This window comes from Brevundimonas sp. FV1ps31S (genome assembly GCF_058681265.1).
Genome location: NZ_CM178735.1, coordinates 828,594 through 853,491, shown reverse-complemented (window position 1 = coordinate 853,491; position 24,898 = coordinate 828,594). Strand labels below are relative to the sequence as shown.

The 24,898-nt window shown below is 67.4% G+C and carries 28 protein-coding genes and 1 tRNA gene; 6 read left to right on the top strand and 23 right to left on the bottom strand.

The genetic code is table 11. The annotated features are described in order from the left end of the window. Positions 1-2: 2 nt before the first annotated feature. The 3 genes from ACVPT3_RS03950 to ACVPT3_RS03940 all read right to left on the bottom strand — a co-directional run bounded on the left by ACVPT3_RS03950 (position 3) and on the right by ACVPT3_RS03940 (position 2,044). Entirely contained in the window at positions 3-1,112 is a 1,110-nt protein-coding gene (locus ACVPT3_RS03950; protein WP_492042900.1) for an acyltransferase family protein, read from the bottom strand. A 78-nt stretch (positions 1,113-1,190) separates the two neighbouring features. Then, positions 1,191-1,610, bottom strand: coding sequence for a DUF1801 domain-containing protein (locus ACVPT3_RS03945; RefSeq protein WP_492042899.1), 420 nt, complete (start codon positions 1,608-1,610; stop codon positions 1,191-1,193). A 2-nt stretch (positions 1,611-1,612) separates the two neighbouring features. Continuing rightward, a complete protein-coding gene (locus ACVPT3_RS03940; protein ID WP_492042898.1) occupies positions 1,613-2,044 on the bottom strand; it encodes a cupin domain-containing protein in 432 nt (143 codons plus the stop codon). A 27-nt stretch (positions 2,045-2,071) separates the two neighbouring features. Here ACVPT3_RS03940 and ACVPT3_RS03935 point away from each other — a divergent pair, with 27 nt between their 5' ends. Together ACVPT3_RS03935 and ACVPT3_RS03930 are read left to right on the top strand one after the other, a co-directional pair. Beyond that, positions 2,072-2,338 carry a DUF4160 domain-containing protein gene (locus ACVPT3_RS03935; RefSeq protein ID WP_492042897.1) on the top strand — a complete coding sequence of 89 codons (267 nt, stop codon included), beginning with the start codon at positions 2,072-2,074 and terminating at the stop codon, positions 2,336-2,338. Beyond that, complete coding sequence (locus ACVPT3_RS03930) at positions 2,331-2,612, top strand: DUF2442 domain-containing protein (protein ID WP_492042896.1); 282 nt, start codon at positions 2,331-2,333, stop codon at positions 2,610-2,612. The genes ACVPT3_RS03935 and ACVPT3_RS03930 overlap by 8 nt, the downstream gene beginning before the upstream one ends. A 9-nt stretch (positions 2,613-2,621) precedes the next feature. Here the strand turns inward: ACVPT3_RS03930 and ACVPT3_RS03925 are convergent, their stop codons facing one another. From ACVPT3_RS03925 to ACVPT3_RS03890, 8 genes are all read right to left on the bottom strand, one after another. Beyond that, a complete protein-coding gene (locus tag ACVPT3_RS03925; protein ID WP_492042895.1) occupies positions 2,622-3,023 on the bottom strand; it encodes a hypothetical protein in 402 nt (133 codons plus the stop codon). Beyond that, positions 3,020-4,441 carry an NAD(P)(+) transhydrogenase (Re/Si-specific) subunit beta gene (locus tag ACVPT3_RS03920; protein WP_492042894.1) on the bottom strand — a complete coding sequence of 474 codons (1,422 nt, stop codon included), beginning with the start codon at positions 4,439-4,441 and terminating at the stop codon, positions 3,020-3,022. Before ACVPT3_RS03920 ends, ACVPT3_RS03925 begins: the two co-directional genes overlap by 4 nt. Positions 4,442-4,454: 13 nt before the next feature. Continuing rightward, on the bottom strand, positions 4,455-4,721 hold the full coding sequence (locus ACVPT3_RS03915) for a hypothetical protein (RefSeq protein ID WP_492042893.1): 267 nt from the start codon (positions 4,719-4,721) through the stop codon (positions 4,455-4,457). Beyond that, on the bottom strand, positions 4,718-5,053 hold the full coding sequence (locus tag ACVPT3_RS03910) for an NAD(P) transhydrogenase subunit alpha part 2 (protein ID WP_183195948.1): 336 nt from the start codon (positions 5,051-5,053) through the stop codon (positions 4,718-4,720). Before ACVPT3_RS03910 ends, ACVPT3_RS03915 begins: the two co-directional genes overlap by 4 nt. A 3-nt stretch (positions 5,054-5,056) precedes the next feature. Beyond that, complete coding sequence (locus ACVPT3_RS03905; RefSeq protein ID WP_492042892.1) at positions 5,057-5,287, bottom strand: hypothetical protein; 231 nt, start codon at positions 5,285-5,287, stop codon at positions 5,057-5,059. Next, positions 5,284-6,417 carry a Re/Si-specific NAD(P)(+) transhydrogenase subunit alpha gene (locus tag ACVPT3_RS03900; protein WP_492042891.1) on the bottom strand — a complete coding sequence of 378 codons (1,134 nt, stop codon included), beginning with the start codon at positions 6,415-6,417 and terminating at the stop codon, positions 5,284-5,286. Before ACVPT3_RS03900 ends, ACVPT3_RS03905 begins: the two co-directional genes overlap by 4 nt. A gap of 165 nt (positions 6,418-6,582) precedes the next feature. Beyond that, complete coding sequence (locus ACVPT3_RS03895; protein WP_492042890.1) at positions 6,583-6,855, bottom strand: aa3-type cytochrome c oxidase subunit IV; 273 nt, start codon at positions 6,853-6,855, stop codon at positions 6,583-6,585. A gap of 258 nt (positions 6,856-7,113) precedes the next feature. Next, on the bottom strand, positions 7,114-8,922 hold the full coding sequence (locus ACVPT3_RS03890) for a M3 family oligoendopeptidase (RefSeq protein WP_492042889.1): 1,809 nt from the start codon (positions 8,920-8,922) through the stop codon (positions 7,114-7,116). A gap of 103 nt (positions 8,923-9,025) precedes the next feature. Here ACVPT3_RS03890 and ACVPT3_RS03885 point away from each other — a divergent pair, with 103 nt between their 5' ends. The 3 genes from ACVPT3_RS03885 to ACVPT3_RS03875 all read left to right on the top strand — a co-directional run bounded on the left by ACVPT3_RS03885 (position 9,026) and on the right by ACVPT3_RS03875 (position 12,923). Further along, positions 9,026-9,511, top strand: coding sequence for a DUF1203 domain-containing protein (locus tag ACVPT3_RS03885; RefSeq protein ID WP_492042888.1), 486 nt, complete (start codon positions 9,026-9,028; stop codon positions 9,509-9,511). 76 nt (positions 9,512-9,587) lie between these two features. Beyond that, the gene (locus ACVPT3_RS03880; RefSeq protein ID WP_492042887.1) at positions 9,588-11,357 is read left to right on the top strand and encodes a DUF4153 domain-containing protein; all 1,770 of its coding nucleotides are present in this window, start codon (positions 9,588-9,590) and stop codon (positions 11,355-11,357) included. A 114-nt stretch (positions 11,358-11,471) separates the two neighbouring features. Beyond that, a complete protein-coding gene (locus tag ACVPT3_RS03875) occupies positions 11,472-12,923 on the top strand; it encodes a sigma-54-dependent transcriptional regulator (protein WP_492042886.1) in 1,452 nt (483 codons plus the stop codon). Here the strand turns inward: ACVPT3_RS03875 and ACVPT3_RS03870 are convergent. From ACVPT3_RS03870 to ACVPT3_RS03850, 5 genes are all read right to left on the bottom strand, one after another. Beyond that, positions 12,920-13,501, bottom strand: a complete 582-nt coding sequence (locus tag ACVPT3_RS03870; RefSeq protein WP_492042885.1) for a DUF805 domain-containing protein — start codon at positions 13,499-13,501, stop codon at positions 12,920-12,922. The genes ACVPT3_RS03875 and ACVPT3_RS03870 overlap by 4 nt on opposite strands. Next, a complete protein-coding gene (locus tag ACVPT3_RS03865; RefSeq protein ID WP_492043784.1) occupies positions 13,501-13,794 on the bottom strand; it encodes a hypothetical protein in 294 nt (97 codons plus the stop codon). Before ACVPT3_RS03865 ends, ACVPT3_RS03870 begins: the two co-directional genes overlap by 1 nt. 180 nt (positions 13,795-13,974) lie before the next feature. Then, a complete protein-coding gene (gene gapR / locus ACVPT3_RS03860) occupies positions 13,975-14,250 on the bottom strand; it encodes a nucleoid-associated protein GapR (RefSeq protein ID WP_271164237.1) in 276 nt (91 codons plus the stop codon). 159 nt (positions 14,251-14,409) lie between these two features. Continuing rightward, the gene (gene ykgO / locus ACVPT3_RS03855) at positions 14,410-14,535 is read right to left on the bottom strand and encodes a type B 50S ribosomal protein L36 (protein WP_008263184.1); all 126 of its coding nucleotides are present in this window, start codon (positions 14,533-14,535) and stop codon (positions 14,410-14,412) included. Between the two features lie 241 nt (positions 14,536-14,776). Continuing rightward, positions 14,777-14,853: transfer RNA gene (locus ACVPT3_RS03850), tRNA-Ala, on the bottom strand. 182 nt (positions 14,854-15,035) lie between these two features. Between ACVPT3_RS03850 and ACVPT3_RS03845 the strand changes: the two genes are divergently transcribed. Further along, a complete protein-coding gene (locus tag ACVPT3_RS03845; RefSeq protein ID WP_492042884.1) occupies positions 15,036-16,313 on the top strand; it encodes a lytic murein transglycosylase in 1,278 nt (425 codons plus the stop codon). A gap of 190 nt (positions 16,314-16,503) precedes the next feature. On the opposite strand, the gene tdh is transcribed toward ACVPT3_RS03845, so the two are convergent. The 7 genes from tdh to ACVPT3_RS03810 all read right to left on the bottom strand — a co-directional run bounded on the left by tdh (position 16,504) and on the right by ACVPT3_RS03810 (position 24,872). After that, complete coding sequence (gene tdh, locus ACVPT3_RS03840) at positions 16,504-17,556, bottom strand: L-threonine 3-dehydrogenase (protein ID WP_492042883.1); 1,053 nt, start codon at positions 17,554-17,556, stop codon at positions 16,504-16,506. Positions 17,557-17,721: 165 nt separating this feature from the next. Then, positions 17,722-18,912, bottom strand: a complete 1,191-nt coding sequence (locus tag ACVPT3_RS03835) for a glycine C-acetyltransferase (protein WP_492042882.1) — start codon at positions 18,910-18,912, stop codon at positions 17,722-17,724. A gap of 42 nt (positions 18,913-18,954) precedes the next feature. After that, complete coding sequence (locus ACVPT3_RS03830) at positions 18,955-19,896, bottom strand: DUF4232 domain-containing protein (protein ID WP_492042881.1); 942 nt, start codon at positions 19,894-19,896, stop codon at positions 18,955-18,957. An 83-nt stretch (positions 19,897-19,979) separates the two neighbouring features. Further along, complete coding sequence (locus ACVPT3_RS03825) at positions 19,980-20,810, bottom strand: alpha/beta fold hydrolase (protein ID WP_492042880.1); 831 nt, start codon at positions 20,808-20,810, stop codon at positions 19,980-19,982. A gap of 110 nt (positions 20,811-20,920) precedes the next feature. After that, the gene (gene mce, locus ACVPT3_RS03820) at positions 20,921-21,343 is read right to left on the bottom strand and encodes a methylmalonyl-CoA epimerase (protein ID WP_492042879.1); all 423 of its coding nucleotides are present in this window, start codon (positions 21,341-21,343) and stop codon (positions 20,921-20,923) included. Continuing rightward, the gene (gene scpA, locus ACVPT3_RS03815) at positions 21,340-23,496 is read right to left on the bottom strand and encodes a methylmalonyl-CoA mutase (RefSeq protein WP_492042878.1); all 2,157 of its coding nucleotides are present in this window, start codon (positions 23,494-23,496) and stop codon (positions 21,340-21,342) included. Before scpA ends, mce begins: the two co-directional genes overlap by 4 nt. After that, the gene (locus ACVPT3_RS03810) at positions 23,493-24,872 is read right to left on the bottom strand and encodes a methylmalonyl-CoA mutase family protein (protein WP_492042877.1); all 1,380 of its coding nucleotides are present in this window, start codon (positions 24,870-24,872) and stop codon (positions 23,493-23,495) included. Before ACVPT3_RS03810 ends, scpA begins: the two co-directional genes overlap by 4 nt. Positions 24,873-24,898: the final 26 nt, after the last annotated feature.

Sequence of the window (24,898 nt, the reverse complement as noted above, 5' to 3'; positions counted from 1 at the left end):
ACTCAGGCGGCTTTCGGCTTGGTCCAGCGGTCGATCAGGCGCTGGGCCGGCCGTTCGACCCGATTGTGCGCCACGACCGCGATCACGACGATGAAGCCGAACAGGCCCAGCGCGAACAGGTCGTTCAGCCAGACCGAGCCGAAATCGACGCGTCGTCCACCCGGCATCCAGTCCAGCTTGCGCGCGATGATCAGCATCACGGTCAGGATGAACATGTGGACCATGTAGATGGCGAAGGACCAGCGCCCCAGGGTCACCAGCGCCGGATGATCCAGCAGCCGCGACACCCGCCCTTCCTCGCCCGCGAACACCCAGACCAGGGCGACGAAGACCAGGGTCACAGCCACCGTCACCGGCCCCTGGGCCCAGGCCACGAAGACGCAAGTTCCGACGACGGCCGCGATCTCCAGCCCCGTGGCGGCCAGTCCCTTCAGGCGCGGGATGTTCATCCATAGACCCTGCAACAGGCAGCCCAGGAAGAAGCCATAGACCGCGCGCGGCACGGCGAAATCATAGGTGGTGTTCATCCAGCGCCGGGCGTAGCTGACCACCAGAACGCCGCCGACGATGGCCAGAACCAGCCCGATCCAACGGAACCGCTTGGGCGCGACCAGCACCAGGCCGGCGAAGATCAGATAACAGGCCCATTCCGCGCTCAGCGTCCACGACGGCCCGTTCCAGGTCAGATGCGGATGGACGTGCCAGGCCTGAACCAGGGCCAGATTGGTGAAGATGGCCCACACCGACCGGTCCCCAGTAAACGGCGCCGCACTATCGAAATGGAAGACCAGCCGCGCCAGCTCCAACCCGACATAGGCCGCCAGCATCAACACGTGCATCGGCCAGATCCGCCCGAACCGCCGCACCATGAACCGCCCTGCGTCCGCCCCCGTCTTCAGCCGCTCGGCATAGGCATGGGCGATGACGAAGCCCGACAGGACGAAGAAATAATCGACGAACAGATAGGCGTGCTGAATGAAGTCCCAGGTCCGCCAATGGCTGGCCACCGGCATGTGGAACATGACGACCAGAATGGCGCACACCCCGCGCAGGGAATCCAAGGCCTCGAAACGGCGATGAGCGACGGGGACGGGTTTGGACAGGGCGTTCACGGATGCGTGATAGCGCTGGTCACGTTCGGGCGATAGGGGTTTCAGCGGTTGGCGAGACGATGGGCTGGACGGCCCTCGTCACCCCGGATGGCGGGCGCGCATCGCCCCCACGGATTGGTCGCACAGGTCGCGCAGCACCGCGCCATCCACCTGGTCCAGCCGGTTGACGTAGATACAGCCCACGCCGGTCTTCACCCTGCCCAGCTTCGCCACCAAATCCTCCCGCCCTGGGAAGCCGGCGACATAGAGGACCAGGTTGGCCTTGCGGGGCGAGAAGCCGATCAGCGGCCAGTCGCCGGTCGGCCCGTCGGTATGGCCGAAGCCGACGATGGACGATCCCCACATGACCGCCGGCTCGCCGGTCACCTCGGCCATCAGGGCGCACACGACCCCGGCGTCGGCCCGTCGGCGCGGGTCCTCGACAGCGGCGATGAAGTCATCGACAGAGGCGTCGGTCGGTCGGGTCTTCACCGAACGAGTCTGGGGCGCGCTGGCCATGATCACCCCTCCTGAGGCGGCCCATCATCCGGCGCCAGCTCGAAACCGGCAAATTCGAACCCCGGCGCGACCGTGCATCCGACCAGGGTCCAGTCGCCCAGGCTTCGCGCCGCCTGCCACGCCCCGGTCGGAACCACCGCCTGCGGCCTCTGCCCCGCCGCCAGGTCGACGCCCAAGGTCACGACGCCCTGCCCCTCGATCTCCAGCGCCAGAGGCGCGCCCGCATGGAAATGCCAGATCTCGGCCGCGTCCACCCTGTGCCAGTGCGACCGTTCGCCTGCCGCCAGCAGAAAATAGATCGCCGTCCCCACCGACCGCCCCTCGACCGTGCGTGGATCGCGGAAGGTCTCGCGATAATGCCCGCCCTCGGGATGGGGCTGGAGGTCGAGCAGGCGGATGATGTCGGCGGCGACTACGCCATCAAAACTAGACATAAACACAACCTATGATAATCATGAGACATGCCCATCATATCGATCTTCTTCGGCATCGTGGTGCGCATCAACTTCTTCGATCATGCGCCGCCGCACCTCCATGCTCTTTACGGCGACGCCGAAGCGCTGTTCGACATCAGGACGGGCAAGGTCATCGCCGGTCGGCTGCCGCGACGCGAAACCCGCTATGTGGTAGAGTGGCTGGTGAAGAACCGCGTCGATCTGATGCGGAATTGGGATTTGGCCGTGTCGGGACAGCCGACATTCAGGATCGAGGGTCTGTCGGATGACTGAGATCAAGATGGTCCGGGCCCGCCGCGTTCGGGCGTTGGCCGACCACCGACTGGAGATCGTGTTCGACGACGACACCCTTGGCGTCATCGATCTGAGCGAATTCATGGCCCTGGGGCCGATGACCGAACCCTTGAAGGACCCCGTCTTCTTCGCCCGCGTCTTCGTCGAGATGGGCGTCCCGACCTGGCCCAACGGCTGCGACATCGATCCGATCAATGCGCACAGGCTGATGCGTGAGGCAGGGACGTTGCGACCGGTAAGCGAGGCGGCGTGAACCTGCGCCTCAGAACTTCCGCCCCCGCGGCTCGGCGACGAGTTGATGCTCGTCCTGCCAGACAACAAGGCCCGGATCGCGAGTAGTCAGGACTTCGACGTGAATGCCGCAGGCCTCCAAGGCCAGCTTCAATCGGTGCATCTGACGGATGTGCTCCTGGGCCACAGGCTTGAACCAGGAGAGTCCGGGTTGCCCGTAGCCCTTATGTCCGCCCGCTGAGAAGGTTTTTGGAATGGCGAGATTCGCGTTGAACCAAGCGCTCAATGCTCGCGCCTCAACCACTGCCCAACTCGGCGCGTGATCGCTTTGCACCGCTTCGTCGATGGCCTTAAACAATCCAAGGCGGCTGCGCTGACGGCCGATGTTCTGAAAGCAGACGAACCGCACATAGGTTCGGACTTCGGTGCTCACAGCCCCTTCACGATCCCCTCGACCATCTTCTTCGCATCCGCGAACAGCATCATGGTGTTGTCGCGGAAGAACAGCTCGTTCTCGACGCCGGCATAGCCCGAGCCCATGCCGCGCTTGATGAACAGCACCGTCCCGGCCTTCTCCACGTCCAGGATCGGCATGCCGTAGATGGCGCTGGTCGGGTCTGTCTTGGCGGCGGGGTTGGTGACGTCGTTGGCGCCGATGACGAAGGCGACATCGGCGGTGGCGAACTCGGCGTTGATGTCCTCCAGCTCGAACACCTCGTCATAGGGGACATTGGCCTCGGCCAGCAGGACGTTCATGTGGCCGGGCATGCGGCCAGCGACGGGGTGGATGGCGTATTTCACCTCGACCCCTTCCTCCTTCAGCTTGTCGGCCATTTCGCGCAGCGCATGCTGGGCCTGGGCCACGGCCATGCCGTAGCCGGGCACGATGATGACCTTGGAGGCGTTCTTCATGATGAAGGCGGCGTCCTCGGCCGAGCCCTGTTTGACGGGCCGCGTCTCCTTGGCGCCGGCGGGACCGGCCGCGGCGTCCGCGCCGCCGAAGCCGCCCAGGATGACGCTGATGAAGCTGCGGTTCATGCCCTTGCACATGATGTAGCTGAGGATCGCCCCCGACGACCCGACCAGGGCGCCGGTGATGATCAGGGCGATATTCTCGAGCGTGAAGCCCAGGGCCGCCGCCGCCCAGCCGGAATAGGAGTTCAGCATCGACACCACCACCGGCATGTCGGCGCCGCCGATGGGGATGATCAGGGTCGCGCCCAGCACCAGGGCGATCAGGAACACGCCCCAGAAGGCCCAGGTCGCCGCCCCGCCGGTGCCGATCAGAATGCCGATCAGGAAGACTAGGCCCAGGGCCAGGCCGACATTGATCAGGTGCCGCGCCGGCAGGATGATCGGCGCGCCTGACATGTTGCCGTTCAGCTTGGCGAAAGCGATGACCGAGCCGGTGAAGGTGATGGCGCCGATGGCGACGCCCAGGCTGAGTTCGATGATCGACAGGGTCTTGATGCCCGTCCCGTCCTCGGACAGGATTCCGAAGGCCTCGGGCGCATAGACGGCGCCGATGGCGACCAGGCAGGCGGCCATGCCGACCAGGCTGTGGAAGGCGGCGACCAGCTGGGGCATGTCGGTCATGGCCACGCGCCGCGCGATCAGGGCGCCGGCCCCGCCGCCGACCACGACCCCGCCCGCGATCAGGGCCAGGGTCACCGTGTCGAGCGCCCCGGTGGTCCCCAGGGTCAGCAGGGTCACGCCGATGGCCAGGGCCATGCCGATCATGCCGAAGGTGTTGCCCTGACGGCTGGTCTCGGGGCTGGACAGGCCGCGCAGCGACAGGATGAACAGGACGCCGGAAACCAGATAGGCCAGTGCGGCCAAGGATGCGTTCATCACGCCTCTCCCCTCAAGACGTGCGCGCCAGCCGCCACAGGGCGGCGGCGATGAACAGCGGGCCGATGAAGAACAGGGCCCATTCGAAGACGCCCAACGGCCGGTCCTGGGTTACGACCCGAACCAGGATGGCCGAAAAGACCAGGGCGATGCCGCAGTCGTGCAGCCGCTGGCGCTTGATCGGGATCTTGGTCCCGAACCAGCCGTACAGCCACAGGCCGAAGCCCAGGCCGGTGGCGATCCAGGAGCCGGTGATGGCGATCTGGGCGGGATCGATCATGCCGCGCTCTTGGGAGCCGGCCGCTCCTTCTTCTTATACATGGCCAGCATCCGCCGGGTGACCATGAAGCCGCCGAAGATGTTGACGCTGGCCAGGGTCACGGCCAGCACGCCCGCGCCCTTGGCGATCCAGGCGCTGGGGCCGGTGACGTCGCCCGACACGGCCGCCGCCGCGATCAGGCCGCCGACGATGATGACGCTGGACACCGCATTGGTCACGGCCATCAGCGGCGTGTGCAGGGCCGGCGTCACGCTCCAGACGACGTAGTATCCGACGAAGATGGCCAGGACGAAGATGGCCAAGCGGAAGACGGTGGGATCGACGTGTTCCATGACCTATATCCTGCCCTCAGATCGCTCGAGATCGCCAACGCGCTGCTGACCCTCCAGCACCTCAATCCGCTTGGCGAGTTGTATGTTGGACCGCGCCAACGCCGCCAGGATGACGAACGGCACCAGGATCACCGCCATTTGCGCGTCTGCGTCGGGCCGCCAAATCGTTAGACCGGCCAAGACCACGGTCATCCCGACGCAAAGACCAAGATAGATTTTGAGCTCGGTAATCATCCCCTTACCCCCTCATGCACCACGGCCCCGCCGTGCGTCACAACGGCCGCCTTCAGGATCTCATCCTCCAGATCCACGGCCAAAGCCCCGTCCTTGATCATCAGCCCCACGAAGGCCGCCAGATTGCGGGCGTAGAGGGCGCTGGCGTCGGCGGCGATGCGGCCGGGCAGGTTGGACCAGCCGACGATGGTCACGCCGTTCGCCGTGGTCACGACCTCGTTCAGCTTCGAACCCTCGACATTCCCCCCCGCCTCGACCGCCAGATCGACGATGACCGAGCCCGGCTTCATCGAGGCCACATGGGCCGCCGTCAGCAGCACCGGCGCGGCGCGGCCGGGGATCAGGGCGGTGGTGATGACGATGTCCTGTTTGACCAAATGGCTGGCGGTCAGTTCGGCCTGTTTGGCCTGGTACTCGGTCGACATGGGCTTGGCGTAGCCGCCGGCGGTCTGGGCGTTCTTGAACTCCTCGTCCTCGACGGCCAGGAATTTGGCGCCCAGGCTTTCGACCTGTTCCTTGGTGGCGGGACGGACGTCGGTGGCGGTGACGACGGCGCCCAGACGCCGCGCCGTGGCGATGGCCTGAAGCCCGGCGACGCCGACGCCCATGACGAAACATTTGGCGGCGGCGACCGTGCCGGCCGCCGTCATCATCATCGGGAAGCCCTTGCCATAGGCGTAGGCCGCCTCGATCACCGCCCGGTATCCGGCCAGATTGGCCTGGGACGACAGCACGTCCATGACCTGGGCGCGGGTGATGCGGGGCACGAACTCCATGGCGAAGGCGGTGGCGTTGGCGCCGCGCAGGGCCTCGACGGTGGCCTTGTCGCGCCAAGCGTCCAGCATGGCGATGACGATGGCGCCGGGCTTGAGCGCGCTGGTCTCCTGGGCGGTGGGGCCGCGCACCTTCAGCACGATGTCGGCGCCGTCCAGCACCGCGCGGGTGTCGGGCTTCACTGCCGCGCCGGCGGCGACATAGTCCGCGTCGGGAATGGAGGAACCCAGGCCGGTCCCGGCCTCGACCGTGACGGTCGCGCCCAGGGCGATCAGCTTCCTGACCGTCTCAGGCGTGACGGCGCAGCGCGTCTCGCCTTCGCGACGTTCACGGGTGGCGGCGATAGCGACGGCCAAGCGAATCCCCTTGTTCTTCTTTGGGACGCGAGACTAGGCGCCTTCCGAGCGCGCCGTCAAAGCAATCACCTTTCGTCATTGTGCGGCGGCCCCATTTCGCCTTCGGCGCCGCTGGGTTCCGGGTCTACGGGCCAAGCGGCCCTTCGCCCGGAATGACGAAAGAAATTAGTGCCCCGCGTCGGCCTTGGGCTTCAGGGCGACGAAGCCCACGACGCCCAGCACCACCGCGCCGATCAAGGCGGCCATGAAGCTGCCGCCCGGGTGGAACCACAGGGTCAGGAAGACCAGCAGACAGGCCACGGCCAGCGAGCCCCACTTGGCCAGGTCCATGAACAGTTTGAAGGTCGCCGCCTGTTCATTGATCTGCATCCCGCCCCGGACATAGGCGGACGCGTCGGCGTCTGCTTCGGCGGTGGCGGGGTTTTGGGCCTTGGCCATGAGAGCTCCCTCGGTCTTGTCGTTGACGCGACTATAGCGCGGGTTGAGCGCCGCTCAAGCACACTCACGCGTCATGTCCGCCCTCTCCAATCGTCATCCTAGGCCTTGTGCCTAGGATCCATACGCCCGGTGTCGGACGGGGTGCGCAGACTTCATACGCCTGTGTTTATGGATCCTAGGCACAAGGCCTAGGATGACGGGAATGGGGGATTAGGACCGGGGAACGGCGAAAGGGTCCCGCCGCCCCACGCCCCAGCCTCACCCCAGGGCTTCGAACTGATCCACCAACCGTTCCAGCCGCTTGCAGCCCACGCTCCAGAAGGCCGGGTCGCGCGGGTTCAGGCCGAAGGGCTTCAGCGCCTCGACATAGGTCTTGGCCCCGCCCCCGGCCAGCAGGTCGCGATACAGGGGGGTGAACCCCGTCGGATCGGCCCGCCGCGCCTCCATCAAGGCCGCCACCAGCAGGTCGCCGAAGGCATAGGCGTAGACGTAGAAGGGCGAGTGGACGAAGTGGCTGACATAGGCCCACCAGTGCTCGTAACCGGAGTTCAGCGTCACCGCCGGGCCCAGCGAGGCGCCCATCTCGGTCAGCCACAGTTCGTTGATCCGCTGCTGCGAGACCTCGCCCTTCTGCCGCTCGTCATGGAACCGGGTCTCGAACCGGTGGAAGGCGATCTGGCGCACCACGGTGTTCAGCCCGTCCTCGATCCGCCCGGCCAGCAGGCCGCGCTGCTCGCGCTTGGGCGCCGTCGCCAACAGCCGATCAAACGTCAGACCCTCGGCGAAGATGGAGGCGGTCTCGGCCAGGGTCAGGGGCGTGTCAGCCAGAAGCGTGCCCTGGTCCGCCGCCAGGGTCTGGTGCACCCCGTGGCCCAGTTCATGGGCCAGGGTCAGGACGTCGCGCCGCTCGCCCATCCAGTTCAGGAAGACATAGGGGTGGCGGTTCGCGGTGACCGGGTGGGCGTATGCGCCCGACTGTTTGCCCGGCCGCGCGCGGCCGTCGATCCACGGCTTTTCGAAGAAGCCCGACGCCCGTTCGGCGAACTCGCCGCCCAGGTCCGCGAAACTGTCCAGCACGATCTCGCGCCCCTGGGTCCAGGTGAAGGCGCGCGGGGCGGTGGTCTCGATCGGGGCGTTGCGGTCCCAGTGGTCCAGCCGCGCCTTGCCCATGGCCTTGGCCTTCAGCGCATAATAGCGGTGCGACAGCTGCGGATAGGCGGCGGCCACCGCCTCGGCCATGGCGTCCACCGCCTCGCCGTCGACCTCATTGCCCAGGTGGCGGCCGTCGGCGGGCCGTTTGAAGCCGCGCCAGCGGTCCTCCATCGCCTTGTCGGCGGCGACCGTGTTCAGCACCAGGGCCAGGGTGGGCGCGCGGGCGGCCAAGGCCTCCGACAGGCCCTCGGCGGCGGCCCTGCGGCGCGCGGGCTTGGCGTCCGACAGCCGGTTCAGGGCCTCGGCCAGGGTCAGGCTTTCATTGCCCGCCTTGGCGCGCAAGGCCGCCAGTTGCTCATCGAACAGGCGCGGCCATTGGGCCGTGATCGGGCCGCGTTCGGCGATGAAGGTCTCAAGCTCGCTCGACAGCTCGTGCGGCTTCATCGCTCGCACCCGCCGCAGCCACGGCCGCCAGCGGGCGGCGCCGGCGTGGGCGGTCAGGGCGGCCTCCAGCGCTGCGTCGTCGATCTGGTTGATCTCCAGGGTCAGCCAGACGGTCGGGGTGGCGATGGCGGTGATCTTCTCGCGCACATCGGCCTCGAACCCCTGCGCGCCCGCGTCGTCCCGCGCCGTCGACGCCGCCAGGAAGGCGTAGGCGCCCAGGGCGCCCAGCACGTCCGACGCCTGTTCATACAGGCTGATCGCCCGATCCAGCGCGGCGCCCAAGACTGCGGGATCGCCGCCCTGCCCTGCCAGCCGGCCTTGCAGGCCGTTCATCTCGTCCACCAGGGCGCGGGCCCTGGCCAGGTCGGCGGCGATCCGGACGTCGTCGCGCGAACCATAGAGGTCGGTCAGGTCCCACAGCGGGGCTTCGACGGGCGCTGACTGGGGCGGGGCTTTGAAGGGGGCGTTCATGCCGCCTTTGTGGGGGCGCGACGAGGCCGATGCAACGGCCGCAAGCCGCCAGACGACGCGCGCGGATTATCGCAAGCAGATCGCCTTACCCCGGAGATCCCTCATGACCTATCGTATCGAAGCTCTGCCCCTGGCGCCCTTCGCGCCCTATTTCGCCATGTCCGATAATGACTTAGCCGCCGTCGGCGCGCGCCGCTGGGTCGCCGACGGCCCCGGCCGCGCCCCCTGCCGGGTCAGTCTGCGCGACGCCGACGCCGGAGAGGCGCTGGTGCTGGTCAATCACGCCCACCTGACCGATCCGACCTCGCCCTATCGCGCCGCCGGCCCGATTTTCGTGCGCGAGTCGGCGGTGGAACAGGCGCCGATCACCGGGCCGGCGCCGGAGATGCTGACCAAACGTCCGCTGTCGCTGCGCCTCTATGACCGGCGCAACATGATGGTGGAGGGGCTGGTGATCGACGGCGCCGATCTGGATGCGCGGCTGGCCGAGGCGTTCGACCATCCGGCCCTGGACCAGGTCCACATCCATTTCGCCCCGCGCGGTTGTTATCTGGCCCGCGCCTGCCGGGTCGAGGCGACGCTTCCCTGAACGCCCCCGCTTCGGTTAGATGGCGCGCCCAGGTTGGTCGCCCACTCGGGCCCCGAGCCGGGCAAAAGGGCGCGTCATGACCACTGAAACGGCGAATATTCTCGGCACGGGCTGGGGCGGAGCCACGCCGGACGGCGACCGCCGCCGGATCGCCATCGTACGCCTGGCGGTCGGCCTGGTGCAGGGCATCGTCCTGTACCTGCTGCTGCGCGCCACCGAGGGCGACAGCGCCAGCTGGTCGCAGCGCCATCCCGACCTGTTCGCGCCGGCCCTGCTGACCGCCCTGTTCCTGCCCGCCGTCCTGCTGTCCGGCGTCGGCAAGCTGCGGCTGTGGGTCTATGTGATCTGGAGCCTGATCGCGGGCGCGGCGCTGGCCTTCCTGGCCTGGCACGACATCGCCCGCCAGGCCGACGGCGCCCGCGAGGCGACCTTCCCCCTGTTCGTCTTCGCGGCGGCGGCCCTGTTCATCGCCCACCATCTGATCGTGCCGGCGGATCGTGAGCGCCGGCTGGCGGCCTCCTATCCCGCCTATTTCGACGCCGCCTGGATGGCGGGGGTGCAGGGCGTGCTGTCCATCGGCTTCGCCGGCGCCTTCTGGCTGCTGCTTCTGCTCGGGGCGAGTCTTTTCAAGATCATCGGGCTCAGCTTCCTCAGCGACCTGCTGCAAGAAAGCTGGTTCTCCCTGCCCCTGACCGGCCTGGCCTTCGCCACAGCCGTGCATCTGACCGATGTGCGCGATGGCCTGATCCGGGGCGTGCGGACCGTGGCCCTGATGCTGTTGTCCTGGCTGCTGCTGGTCATTACCGTGCTGGTCGGCGGCTTCCTGCTGGCCCTGCCCTTCACCGGGCTGGACGGCCTGTGGCAGACGGGCAGCGCGACGGCCCTGGTCCTGTCGGCGGCGGCGGCCCTGATCGTGCTGATCAACACCGCCTATCAGGACGGACGTCCTGACCATCGGCCTCCGGTGGTGCTGCGCTACGGCGTCCGGGTCGCCTCGGCCCTGATCGCCCCGCTGGTAGGGCTGGCCTTCTGGGGACTGGCGCTGCGCATCGGCCAGCACGGGCTGACGCCGGATCGGATCATCGCCACGGCCTGCGCGGTCGTCGGCGCGGTCTATGGCCTGGGCTATCTGTTCGCCGCCGTGCGGCCCGGCCCCTGGATGAAGCCGCTGGAGCCGACCAATATCCTCGCCGCCGTCCTGTCGGTCGCGGTCATCCTGGCCCTATTCAGCCCCTTGGCCGATCCCGCCCGGATGTCGGTGAATGACCAGGTCGCGCGGGTAGCGCGCGGCGACGTTGCAGCCAGCGACTTCGACTACGACTTCCTTCGCTTCGACAGCGGCAAGGCCGGCATAGCTGCGCTCGAGACGTTGACTAAGTCGAGCGACACCGAGACGGCACGACTGGCCCGCGCCGCCAAGGCGCGGACTGATCCGTTGGGCGCGCCCTCGTTAGGGCGCGACGAGCTGATTTCCGGCATCCGCATTCGACCCGTCCCCGGGCAGACCATTCCGACCAGCTTCATCACGCAGTTGAAGCAGCACGATGACCTTATCTACAGCTGCCGCCCCTGCACCGCGCGGCTGCAAGACTTGAACGGTGACGGTCGGGAGGACTTGCTTGTGGCGTCCAACCGGAACGTCACAGCCTATTGGCTGGATGAGATGGGCCAATGGCGACGCCTCGCGCGCTATACGACCGATTGTGTGACGGACGCCGACGAGCTCGAGGCTGAGATATCGAAAGGCGTCGCCACGACTAAGGCGACTCTGCCAGACTTGGTCGTCGGAGGTGTAAGATTGCAGGCTCAACCAGATAGCATTTGTGAAACAGGGCGGCCGCGTTAACCCCCCGCTCACCACGCCCTCTCACCCGATTTTCACCTCGTCCCCCTAGAAATCGTCCCGAAACGGGCCAGTCGGGATCACCGGCGGCCCCTCGGTGATGACAAGGGACACCCCATGGCCAAGACCGTTCTGGTCGTCGATGACGATCCGACCCAGCGCCGCCTGTTGCAGGCCGTGCTCGAACGCGACGGTCACGCCGTGGTCCATGCGGCCGGCGGCGGCGAGGCCATCGACCGGATGACGCGCGGCGGCGGCGCCGACGTGATCCTGCTGGACATGGTCATGCCCGAGATGTCGGGGCTGGAATGCCTGGCCGAGCTGCGCAGCGCGGGCGTGACCACCCCGGTCATCGTCCTGACGGCCAACGGCGGCATCGACACCGTGGTCAAGGCCATGCAGGCCGGGGCTCAGGACTTCTTCGTCAAGCCGGTCGGACCGGAACGCCTGCTGGTCGGGGTGCGCAACGCCCTGAAGCTGGATCAACTGACCGCCGAGGTCGGCCGGCTGACCAAGCGCGCGCAAGGCCGCGCCAGCTTCGACGACATCATCGGCGACAGCGCCCCCATGCGGATGGTCAAGGCCTTCGGCGCCCGCGCGGCCAAATCCTCCATCCCCGTCCTGATCACCGGCGAGAGCGGCGTCGGCAAGGAGGTCATCGCCCGCGCCCTGCACGGCGCCAGCGACCGGGCCGGCAAGCCCTTCGTCGCCGTCAACTGCGGCGCCCTGCCCGCCAATCTGGCGGAATCCATCCTGTTCGGTCACGAGAAGGGCGCCTTCACCGGGGCCGTCGACAAGACCCTGGGCAAGTTCCGTGAGGCCGACGGCGGCACCCTGTTCCTGGACGAGATCGGCGAACTGCCGCTGGACCTCCAGGTCAAGCTGCTGCGCGCCCTGCAGGAGAGCGAGATCGATCCGGTCGGCGGCAAACGGCCCGTGAAGATCGACGTCCGCATCGTCTCGGCCACCAATCGCGACCCCGCCCAACAGGTCAAGGACGGCGCCTTCCGCGAGGATCTGTTCTACCGGCTCAACGTCTTCCCGATCGAGGCCCCGTCCCTGCGCGACCGCCGCGAGGACATCCCGGCCCTGGTCGATCATTTCATCGCCCGGTTCAACGCCGAGGAAGGCAAGCGGATCATGGGCTGCGCGCCCGAGACCCTGGCCATGCTCCAGGCCTTCGACTGGCCCGGCAATGTTCGCCAGCTCGAGAACGCGGTGTTCCGCGCCATCGTCCTGGCCGACTCGCCCTTCCTGCAACCCTATGATTTCCCGTCCATCTCGGGCGTCGTGGCGCCGATGCCGGAGGCGGCGACGGCTGCGCCTCGAGTTCAGGCGCCCTCCTACGCCGACCTGCCGCCCCTGCCGGACCAACCGATCCGCATCCTCGACGACCGCGGCCATCTGCGGACCCTGGAAGACATCGAACGCGACCTGATCCAGCACGCCATCGAGGTCTACGCCGGCCACATGTCCGAAATCGCCCGCCGCCTCGGCATCGGCCGCTCCACCCTGTACCGCAAGGTGCGCGAACAGGGGCTGGAGGGGCAGTTGAAAGAGGCGGGCTAAGATCCAGCCGGCGGAGGACCGTAGCGGTTCACCGTCTTCTTGCCGTCCAGCACAAGCAGGATGACGAGACCGATCAGGCTGGCCATGTAGAGGACGTTGTTGAGAACCAGCAGCATGAACAGGCCGATGTTCAGCGCATCCTCCTGCATGACGCTGGTCATCACGGCGGGAAACGCCGTCAGGCCGATCGTCAGGAACACTACAGGCGGCAGGCCCCAATAGCCCGCTCGGCCGGTGTCATGCAGACGGCGCGTCACGGCGGCGGCCAAGAGGATCACGACCGCCGCCACGCCGATCCTCAGAACCATGAAAAACGGGCCCATATCCGGCATGAACGTCGGGTCGTGGATTTCGACCGAGTAGTGACCCGGGCCGCTGACGACAGTCGCCGCCTCGGGGTTTGTCGCTGCGGCCGCAGACGCCTGTTCAAACACGGCGGTCATCGTCGGGATCATACCCAACCAAAGCCCGACGAAGGACAGTCCGACAACGGTCAGGGCATACGGCCAGAACTGCGATCGCCTGTCCCGTCCTTTGAAATCCGCCAAGCGGCGAAAGCCGGCTAGGATAGCGTACATCAGTCTTCCCCCGTTGTGTCGCCGTCATCCTGAGGTCGATTCGAGCCAGACGTCTTGCTGCGTCCCCACCGCCGCTTCGGCTCCTCGCCCTTCGCCTTGGCGGTGATCTCCTTCAGCTTGCGGCCTTGCATGGCCGACAGCGCCTGACCGGGCGCGCCCTTCTCGGGGTCGGCGAAGGCGCGGCCGTGGGTCTTCACCCGCTCGCCGACCGAATCGAGGAACTCACCCTCCCATTCGGACAGAGAAACGCCCGCCTTCTCTGCCGAGCGGCGGGCGCGTTTCAATGCGTTCAGAGCGGCGCGTTTCGCCGCCTCACGCTGGACTTCGAACGGGCTCGGCGGAGCCGTCTTGGGTGCGCCATCGCCCTTCGGGCTGCTTGAGCGCGTCTTGAACCCGTTACCGCCCTTCGGCTCGCCTGAGCGCGAAAGGCCGCCGCCTGGCTTGAAGGGGGTGCGCTTCAAGCCGGGTCAGCCTCAGATCTCGCCCAGGGCCGACATATAGAGGTCCAGGATGGCGTCCTCTTCCTGGCGCTTGGCCTTGTCCTGCTTGCGGATGCGGATGACCTTGCGCAGGATCTTGACGTCATAGCCCTCGCCCTTGGCCTCGGCGAAGACCTCCTTCATGTCGGTCATGACGGCCTGCTTGTCTTCCTCGAGGCGTTCGAGGCGCTCGATGATGGTGCGCAGCCGGCCCTGGGCCGTCGCGGTGAGAACGTCGGGACCACCGTCGAACGAGGCGTCGTCAGCCATGGGGAATACTCCAGAAATCAGGCGCGGACGCTAACCATGCCGCAAGGCGCGACTCAACCGCGAACACGAAAAAGGCCGCGGACAAAGCCCGCAGCCTGTGGATCGTCAGCAAAACCCTGCGTGCGCACGCCGCCAACGCGGCGCGCAAACAGACGCAGCTTAGCCTTGCTTCGCCTTGAAGCGCGGGTCGGTCTTGTTGATGACGAAGACGACGCCCTTGCGACGCACGACCTTGCAGTCGCGGTGACGGGTCTTCAGGGACTTGAGCGAGCTGCGGACCTTCATGGTCGGACGTCCTGAGAGAAGCCAATAAGAAAGCCGCTGATCCGGGCGGATCGCGGCGGAGGCGGTCGTATAGAGAGCGGTCTGGAGAAGGTCAACCCGCTACGGGCCGAAACCACACAAAAGCCAATCCCCGCCTGGCCAACAAGGGCGTTCCCCCGCCCCGTGCTCACGTAGCCCGAAGGGCGGTAGCACCCAAAATCATGTGCTCAAGTAGCGCGAAGCGCGATAGCACCAAAAAACATGGAGGCCTGACCTCCGAGTCGAACGGAGGGTTTTCGGGGTTGCACGCCCGTTGCGTCGCCACTCCGCCATCAGGCCGTCAGAGCACCCTGCGCCAATACGCCGCAGTGCGTTAGCGCGTCGATGAAATTGAGGGTTAACGACGTCAACAGGGGAGTTTGCGGCAACGCTTTCGCGCCACAGGCGCTTTGATGGCGCGTGAGGCCCATTCGCGCGTATGTCATTTCACCTATGGGCTCGGGGGCTGTAGTCTGAATCTCATGCGCTTTTCCTATCGCCTGCTCCTGATCGTCTCGGTCGCCGCCTGTGCGCCAATGCTGCCGGAACCGCCCGTCAGCCTGCCGACGCCGACACCCGAACCCGCCCCGCCGGTGGTCGTCCCGGCGCCCACGCCCCAGGCGCCGCCCCTGGCCGCCTATGATCAGCAGGGGTTCGAGGGTTGGAAACAGGGCTTCCTGGCGCGCAAGGGCGGCGCCCGGCGCGCCGACTATGAACGCGAACTGGCGGGATTGACCCCCGACCCCTCGGTCGTGCGGCTGGACCGCAACCAGCCCGAATTCTCCAAGCCCGCCGGCGCCTATGTCCAGAACGCCGTGACCGCCTCGCGAATCGCCCAGGCCAAGCAGCGGATCGACCGCGTGCCGTGGCCGGTGGTTCAGAAGTTCGGCGTGCCGTCGGAAATCCTGGTCGGGGTCTGGGCCCAAGAAAGCGCCTTCGGTCAGGTCCAGGGCGACTATGACGTCATCCGCTCGCTGGCGACCCTGGCCTATGACGGCCGCCGCCGCGACTGGGCCGAGGCCCAGCTGAAGGACGCTCTGGACATCGTCGTCGACGGCCGCCGCGAGCGCGCGGGCCTGAAGGGCAGCTGGGCCGGGGCCATGGGCCAGACCCAGTTCATGCCCGACAACTATCTGCGCCTGGGCGTCGATCAGGACGGCGACGGCAAGGTCGATATCTGGGCCGACGACGCGGACGCCCTAGCCTCGGCCGCCAATCTGCTGGCCCAGGCCGGCTGGAAGCGAGGCCAGGGCTGGGGCTACGAAGTGATCCTGCCCGCCGGCTTCAACTACGCCGAGGCCGAAGGGCCCAAGCACAACTGGGCCTATTGGGCGGCCAAGGGCGTGCGCCTGGCCCAGGGCGGCACACCGACCGGCGCCGAGGCGGTCGAGGACGCGACCATTCTGTTGCCCCAGGGTGCCAACGGCCCGGCCTTCCTGGCCCTGCCGAACCATTATGTGATCCGCCGCTACAACAACTCGGTCTCCTACGCCCTGGCCATCGGCCTGACGGCGGACGGGATCATGGGGAAGCCGGGCCTGACCAAGGCCTGGCCCAATGACGCCTCCATGTCGCGCGAACAGCGGATCGGCGCCCAGGCCGCCCTGACGCGGCTGGGCTATGACACTCAAGGCATTGACGGGGTGATCGGCTCCAACACTCGCGCCGCCCTGCGCCGCTGGCAGCAGGCCAACGGCCGCATCGCCGACGGCTATCTGACCGCCGCCCTGGCCGACGAACTGATCCGCAAGACGAACTGAGGGGCGAGATCACCTCCCCGCGCGCGAAGGCGCGCGGGGAGGACAGGCGATCGCGTCAGCGAGCGCCAGGTGGGGGCGACTCGGCGTCAGAAGCTGAGCCGTTCATCACCACTGTCGGAGTCGCCCCCTCCTGGTTGCTGCGCGACCGGTCCTCCCCGTCGGCCTCCGCCGACAGGGAGGTGAAGTTCGCTCACGCCACCTTGTCCCAGTTCAGCACCACCTTGCCCGACTGGCCCGACTTCATCGCCTCGAAGCCTTCGCGATAGTCGGCATAGTCCAGCCGGTGGGTGATCAGCGGGCTCAGGTCCAGCCCCGCCTTCAGCAGGCCCAACATCTTGCGCCAGGTGGTGAACATCTCGCGGCCGTAGACGCCCTTGATGGTCAGGGCCTTCAGGATGATCGCGCCCCAGTCGGTCTCCATCGGCTTGCCGGGAATGCCCAGCATGGCCATGCCGCCACCCATGATCAGGGTATCGACGCACTGTTTGAAGGCGATGGGCGAGCCCGACATCTCCAGGGCCACATCAAACCCGACCTTCAGGCCCAGCTCCTTCATGACGTCGTGGATGTCTTCCTTGGTCGTGTTCACGGTGCGGACGCCCGGCGCGACCTTCTGCGCCAGCTCCAGCCGGAAGTCGTTGATGTCGGTCAGGACCACGGTGCGCGCGCCTGCGTGGCGGGCCACGGCGGCGGCCATCATGCCGATGGGGCCGGCGCCGGTGACCAGGACGTCCTCGCCCAGCAGGTCGAACTGCTGCGCCGTGTGCACCGCATTGCCGAAGGGATCCAGGATCGAGCCGATCTCATAGGGCACGTCGTCCGGCAGCTCGATGACGTTGAAGGCCGGCGCCACCACGAACTCGGCGAAGGCGCCCTGGCGGTTGACGCCGATGCCGCGCGTCTTGGGGTCCAGGTGGAAATGACCGGCACGGGCCGCTTCGGAGTTCAGGTCGATGACGTGCCCTTCGGCCGAGACGCGCTGACCGATCTTCAGCGGACGATCCACGTCCTTGCCGACGGCGACGATCTCGCCGGCGAACTCGTGGCCGGTGATCATCGGGGTCGGGACATTCTTCTGGGACCACTCGTCCCAGTTCCAGATATGGATGTCGGTGCCGCACACGGCGGTGCGGTGCACCCGGATCAGCACATCCTCCGGTCCCGCCTCGGGGATCGGCGCGTCGATCAGTTCCAGACCGACGCCCGGCGCGGTCTTGGCCAGGGCTTTCATCGATTCAGCCATAACGGCGTCTCCTAAAAACTCTAAGATCGTCATCCTCGGGCTTGTCCCGAGGATCCATACTCCCGGTTTTAGCCGGTGCGCACCGTCCTCGACGGAGTCTATGGATCCTCGGGACAAGCCCGAGGATGACGGGAATAATGTGGCCGAGGGTGACGGAGCGAGGGGTCAGATAACCCCCAGCTCCCGCCCCGCCTGCGTAAACGCCGCAACCGTCCGGTCGATCTGCTCAAACGAATGCGCCGCCGACATCTGGGTGCGGATGCGGGCCTGGCCGCGCGGCACGACCGGGAAGCTAAACCCGATCACATAGACGCCCAGCTCCAGCGCCCGCGCCGCGAAATCCTGCGCCAGTTTGGCGTCGCCCAGCATGACCGGGATGATCGGATGCTCGCCGTCCAGCAGGGTGAAGCCCGCATCGGCCATGGCGTTGCGATAGCGGTGAGCATTGGCCGACAGACGGGTGCGCAGGGCGTCCCCCTCCGACCCTTGGGCGATGCGGATGGCCTCCAGGGAAGACCCGCACACCGCCGGCGCCAGGGCGTTGGAGAACAGATAGGGCCGCGCCCGCTGTTTAAGCAGTTCGACGACCGACTTCTTGGCGCAGATGAAGCCGCCCATGGCGCCGCCCAGAGCCTTGCCGAAGGTGCCGGTGACGAAATCCACCTCGACCCCGTGATGGGCGAAGGAGCCCTTGCCTTGCGGACCCAGGAAGCCCGTGGCGTGGCAGTCATCGACCATGATCAGGGCGTCGTACCTGTCGGCCAGCACCCGGATCTCATCCAGCTTGGCGATATAGCCGTCCATCGAGAAGGCGCCGTCCGTGGCGATGATGATGTCGCGGGCGCCGGCCTCGCGGGCCTCCTTCAGGCGGCTTTCCAGCTCGTCCATGTCGGAGTTGGCGAACCGATAGCGTTTGGCCTTGCACAGCCGCACCCCGTCGATGATCGAGGCGTGGTTCAGGCTGTCGGACACGATGGCGTCGTTCTCGCCCAGCAGGGGCTCGAACAGGCCGCCGTTGGCGTCGAAGGCGGCGGCGAACAGGATGGCGTCCTCGAAACCCAGATAGCCGGCTATGGCGGCCTCAAGCTCCTTGTGGATCTCCAGGGTGCCGCAGATGAAGCGGACCGAGGCCGTGCCCGCGCCCCACTTCGCTTGCGCCGCGACCCCGGCCTGGGTCACCCGCTCGTCGCCCGCCAGGCCCAGATAGTTGTTGGCGCAGAAGTTCAGCACGTCGCGGCCGGCCACCTGGATCACCGGCCCCTGGCGCGAGGCGATGATGCGTTCGGGCTTGGTCAGGCCCTGGGCGTCGATCTCGGTCAGTTCGCCGGCGACGCGGTCGTAGAAGCTCTGGGTCATGAGCCGCGACCTACGCCGATTTCGACCGGGATTCCACCCGTCTTAGGTCGCCATCTCGGGATCGGCCTCGGCCCGGATCGGGCTGACGCGGACCTTGCCGCCGCAGGGCTGGAAGGCGAAGGCCAGGCTGACCGCCGCCGTATCGTTCGGCGCCGTGACCCGCAGGGTCGCCGCGCTCGGACAGGTCTTCTGCATCGTCTCGTCGGGCACGACGCTCCACGCCACCTCAAAATAGGCCTTGGCCCGGGGCGCCAGCTCCACCGGCGTCGGCGCCTGGCCCTGGCGGAAATAGCTGCCGGGGCTCTGATCGGCGCGGATCGACGTCAGGGGCCGCCCCTGCCCGTCCAGCAAGGTCACGCCCGGATAGCCGGTCAGGCTGCACGCCTGGGCGCCGAGGTTCTGGAGGCTGAAGTTGCGCACCCGATTGCCCGCCCCGGCGTCGCCGCCCTCGGCCGCCAGCCTCAGCTGCGGTCCCTTGCAGGGCGTGGACGCAGGCAGGACGCCGCCGGGCGCGGCCGTAGTCGTCTGGCCAGGCAGAGATTGCGGAACCCGCGAGGCGGGCGCCGCAGTCGCCACGGGCCGCGCGCATTGTTCCAGCACCGCCACCCCGACCTCCTCGTTGGGGCCGAGCCGGCTCAGGGTCGCGCGCTCCTGGCCATCACGTGGCGCAGTCCACCACTCGACGCCCGAGCCGACATAGCGGGCGCCGCTGGCCGCCTCGACCGAGCGCAGATCATAGGTCTGACCCTTGTAGGCCAGCTGCGCCGTCGCCGTGTCGGGATACCGCGCCTCGACCATCGCCCCGCTCTCGCAGGCGTAGCCCACAGCCGGAGCGGCGGACGCCGGCGCCGGCTGGGGCTCGACCGGGGCGACCGGCTGCTCCGGCTCGGCCTGCTGACAGGCGGAGACCCCCGTCAGGGCGGCGAGGACGACGAAAGCGGTCAGGCGGCGCATCATGGTCAGGTCTTCCGTTCGGGTGATCAACGGTCAAGCTGACGAAAGGCTCCCGGCCGCGCAAGTCGACCGCGCCTCCGGGTGGGAGACGCGGCCGGTCATGGGTGGTTAAATCAGCCGCGCAGGAAGGCCAGCAGATCGGCGTTCAGCTGATCCTTGTGCGTATCGGTCAGGCCATGCGGCGCGCCCGGATAGACCTTCAGTTCGGCGTGAGGGACGAGTTCCTTTGAGGCGCGGCCAGCCCGGTCGATCGGCACCACCTGGTCATCGTCGCCGTGGACGATCAGGGTCGGACGGTCGAACTTCTTCAGGTCTTCGTTGAAGTCGGTCTCCGAGAAGGCCTTGATCGAGTCATAGGTGTTCTTGAACCCGGCCATCATGCCCTGAGCCCAGAAGCTCTGGATCATGCCTTGCGACGCCTTAGCGCCGGGGCGATTGAACCCAAAGAAGGGACCCGAGGCGAGGTCGAGATACAGTTGCGACCGGTCGGTGACGCTGCCGGCGCGGATGCCGTCGAACACCGCCATCGGCAAGCCGTCAGGATTGGCCTCGGTCTGCAGCATCAGCGGCGGCACCGCCGAGATCAGGCCCAGTTTGGCGACCCGGCCCGTGCCGTGGCGGCCGACATAGCGGGCGATCTCGCCCCCGCCGGTCGAGAAGCCGAACAGGGAGACATCCTTCAGGTCCAGATATTCGATCAGCTGCGCCAGGTCGTCGGCGTAGTGGTCCATGTCGTTGCCGCCCCACACCTGGGTCGAGCGGCCGTGGCCCCGACGGTCATGGGTGACGACTCGATAGCCGTTCGAGGCCAGGAAGAAGGCCTGGTTCTCCCAGCTGTCTGCGTTCAGCGGCCAGCCGTGGCTCAGGATCACGACCGGGCCGTCCTTGGGACCCCAGTCCTTGAAGAAGATGTCGACGCCGTCTGTGGTGGTGAAAGTGGTCATGGGACTGCTCGTTCTTATCTCTGGAACGGGCCAGCCCCGTTCGACACAGACAGAGTGGCAGGAACCCAAACGGTCAGAAATCGAAACGATTGAAACTCATCGTTGCCAATTTAGTGGCCACTCTTCGGCGTCTCCATCAGCTCGATCAGCACCCCGCCCATGTCGCGCGGGTGCAGGAAGACCACCGGCGTCCCGTGCGCCCCGATACGCGGCTCGCCCGTGCCCAGGATGGTGACGCCCTTCGCCCGCATCTCGGCGACGGCGGCGTGGATGTCGGCGACCTCGAAACAGACGTGATGCTGGCCGCCCTTGGGGTTCTTGGCCAGGAAGCCGACGATGGGGCTGGTCTCGTCATAGGGTTCGATCAGCTCGATCTGGGCCGTCGGCGTGTCGATGAAACAGACCTTCACCCCCTGCGCCGGCAGGTCGAACGGCTCTCCGATCTTCGTCGCCCCCAGAATGTCGCGATACAGTTTGATCGAGTCCGCGATGGACGGGGTCGCGACCCCGACATGGTTCAGGGCGCCGATCATGCGATCTCCTTAGGCGCGGGCTGGGCGTAACCCAGCCGCTGGTTCAGCTTCTCGATCAGGTCCACCGCCGTGTCGGCGATGGCCGACCCGGGCAGATAGACGGCGGCTGCGCCCATATCGAGCAGGGGCTGGACGTCGGACGGCGGTATGACGCCGCCCACCACGATCATGATGTCGGGCCGGCCCAGCTTCTCCAGCTCGGCCTTCAGTTCCGGCACCAACGTCAAATGCCCCGCCGCCAAAGACGAAGCCCCCACCGCATGGACGCCCTTGTCCACCGCATCGCGCGCCGCCTCGGCCGGGGTCTGGAACAGGGCGCCGGCGGTGACGTCAAAGCCCAGGTCGCCATATCCGGTGGCCACCACCTTCTGGCCCCGGTCGTGCCCGTCCTGACCCAGTTTGGCGATCAGGATGCGCGGCGGCCCGCCGTCATTCTCGACGAAGGTCGCCACCATCTCGCGGGCGCGGGCGAAGCGGGGATCGGCGCCCGCCTCCTTGGCATAAACGCCCGACACGGTCTGAACCGTCGCCACATGGCGCCCAAAGGCGGCCTCCAGCGCGTCGGAGATTTCACCCACCGTCGCCTTGGCCCGCGCCGCCTGCACCGCCAGCTCCAGCAGATTGGCGCTGCCCCGCGCACCGTTCGTCAGCGCCTTCAGCGCCGCATCGGTCACGGCCTGATCCCGCTCGGCCCTCAGCCGTTTCAGCTTGTCGATCTGGGCGGCCAGCACCGCCGCATTATCGACCTTCAGCATCGGAATATCGTCGACGACGGGGTTCAGATATTTGTTCACCCCCACCACCGTCTGCTGCCCGGTGTCGATCCGGGCCTGGGTCTTGGCGGCCGATTCCTCGATCCGCAGCTTGGGGATCCCGGCCTCGATGGCCTTGGCCATGCCGCCCAGGGCCTCGACCTCGGCCATGTGGGCGCGCGCCCGTTCGGCCAGTTCGTGCGTCAGCCGCTCGACATAGAAGCTGCCGCCCCAGGGATCGATGACCTTGGTCAGCCCCGTCTCCGACTGCAGCAGGATCTGGGTGTTGCGCGCGATCCGGGCCGAGAAGTCGGTCGGCAGGGCCAGGGCCTCGTCCAGTGCATTGGTGTGCAGGCTCTGCGTCTGCCCGCCCGCCGCCGCCATAGCCTCGACCATGGTGCGCGGCACATTGTTGAACACGTCCTGCGCCGCCAGGCTCCAGCCCGACGTCTGGCAGTGGGCGCGCAGGCTCAACGACTTGGGATCGACCCCGCCCTCTTTCCGCACCGCCTCGGCCCACAGCAGGCGGCCCGCCCGCATCTTGGCCACCTCCATGAAATAGTTCATGCCGATGGCCCAGAAGAAGCTCAGCCGCGGCGCGAAACGGTCGATCGGCATGCCCGCCGCGACGCCCGCCCGCAGATATTCGATCCCGTCCGCCAGCGTATAGGCCAGCTCGATATCCGCCGAGGCCCCGGCCTCCTGCATATGATAGCCGCTGATGGAGATGCTGTTGAACTTCGGCGTCTCCTGCGCCGTCCAGGCGAAGATGTCGGCGATGATCCGCATCGAGGGCTCGGGCGGATAGATGTAGGTGTTCCGAACCATGAACTCCTTCAGAATGTCATTCTGAATGGTCCCGGTCAGGGCCGCGTGCGGCACGCCCTGTTCTTCCGCCGCGACGACATACAGGGCCAGGATCGGCAGCACCGCCCCGTTCATCGTCATCGACACCGACATCTGGTCCAGCGGGATCCCGTCGAACAGGGTCCGCATGTCATAGATGCTGTCGATGGCCACCCCCGCCATGCCGACATCGCCCTTCACCCGCGGGTGGTCGCTGTCATAACCCCGGTGCGTCGCCAGATCGAAGGCGATGCTCAGCCCCTTCTGCCCCGCCGCCAGATTGCGACGATAGAAGGCGTTGGACTCCTCGGCGGTCGAGAAGCCGGCGTACTGGCGGATGGTCCAGGGATTGCCCGCATACATGGTCGGATAGGGCCCGCGCACGAAGGGCGCGAAGCCCGGCAAACCGTCCTGGTGATCCAGCCCCTCCAGCGCCTCGGCGCCGTAAGCGGTCTCGACCGTCAGCCCCTCGGGCGTCAGCCACGGCTCGCGCGTCGGCCCCTGTCCGGTCGATCCAAGGTCCAGGGCGATCTTTCTAAAATCGGGGAAACTCATTGAGCCGCCTCCTCAAAGGCCGCGGCGAAGCGGATCGGGCTCAGAGGTTCCCACACCCGCTCCACCGCCGCCCCCTCCTCACCGCCCGCCTCGACCGGAGCGGAACGCACGTCCGCGTCCACATATTTCGTCACCCCGATGATCTGGGCCGCGCCCTTCGCCAGGGCCGCCTCCCTCAGGGCCCTGGCGCGGGCGATGCGCGGCTGGATCACCGACCCCTTCAGGGCCTCGACCAGACCGCCCTCGGCCTCGATCATCTGGAACTCGGCCCAGCCGGCCTCGGCCAGATCCCGCGTCCGGGCGTCCAGATACCAGCTCCCCGCCGCCGGATCATCGACCCGGCCCAGATTGGCTTCTTCCATCAGCACCAGCTGTGTGTTCCGCGCCTGCCGCCTGGCAAAGGCGTCGGACCGGCCCGAGGCGCGGGTGAATCCGTCCAGCACCACCACGTCCGCGCCCCCCACGGCGCCCGCAAACCCCGCCGCCGTCAGCCGCAGCAGATTGGGCCAGGGATCGCGGCTGCTGAGCATCCGCCGCGACGACCGCGCCTCGATCACGGCCGGCGTCTCGACCCCGAAGGCTCGCATCAACGCGGCCCAGATCAGCCGCATGGCCCGGACCTTGGCCAGGCTGTCGAAATATTCCGCATCGACCGACAGGCCGACCACAGTGCCGCGCAAGGCCGCCTCGACCGACATCCCGGCGTCCACGGCCGCCTTCGCATGGGCCACCACGCTGGCGGCCGCAAAGGCCAGCTCCTGCGCCGCCGATCCGCCCGCCTCGTGCGCCACGCGCCCGCTGGCCATGAAGAAGGTCGCGTCGGGATAGGCCCCCGCATGCCGCGCCGCCGTATTGGCCGCCAGGCTCAGATGCTCTTCGACCGAACGCGGCGCCCCGCCCGCCTCGGCGAAGGCCGAGATCACGTCCATGTGGAACCTCAGCTTGGCGCGCGGCGATCCCTTGGCTGTGACCGCCAAGGCATTGGCCGCCTCCGGCCCGTCGATCCCCGCATCCAGCGCCACCGGCGCCAGCTCCAGCGCAACGCCTTCCAGCGCCCGGCCCAAGGGCGCGGAATCCGCCAACACCCGGCCCTTCAGCACCACCGAGGCGGCGCCGTTCTCTAGATCGGTCAGGACGGCGGCGTTGACCGCCTCGGGATCATCCCCCTCGACCAGGGTCCGCAAATCCCAGGCGCGGCCTTCGGAGTCGGACGGACGCGGCGCGAAGATGGGTTGAACGCCGGTCGCCCCGGCGTACAGCGGCCGCGTCACTAACTGGTCGGCGTCGAGGGACATCAGCGCCTCTATCGGCCGATCCTTCAACGCCTTCTGGGCCGCCTCGCGCCATTCGAGGGGTGTGGGTGTGGGGAAGCTCATGCGGCCGCCCACCCACACGCCGTCAT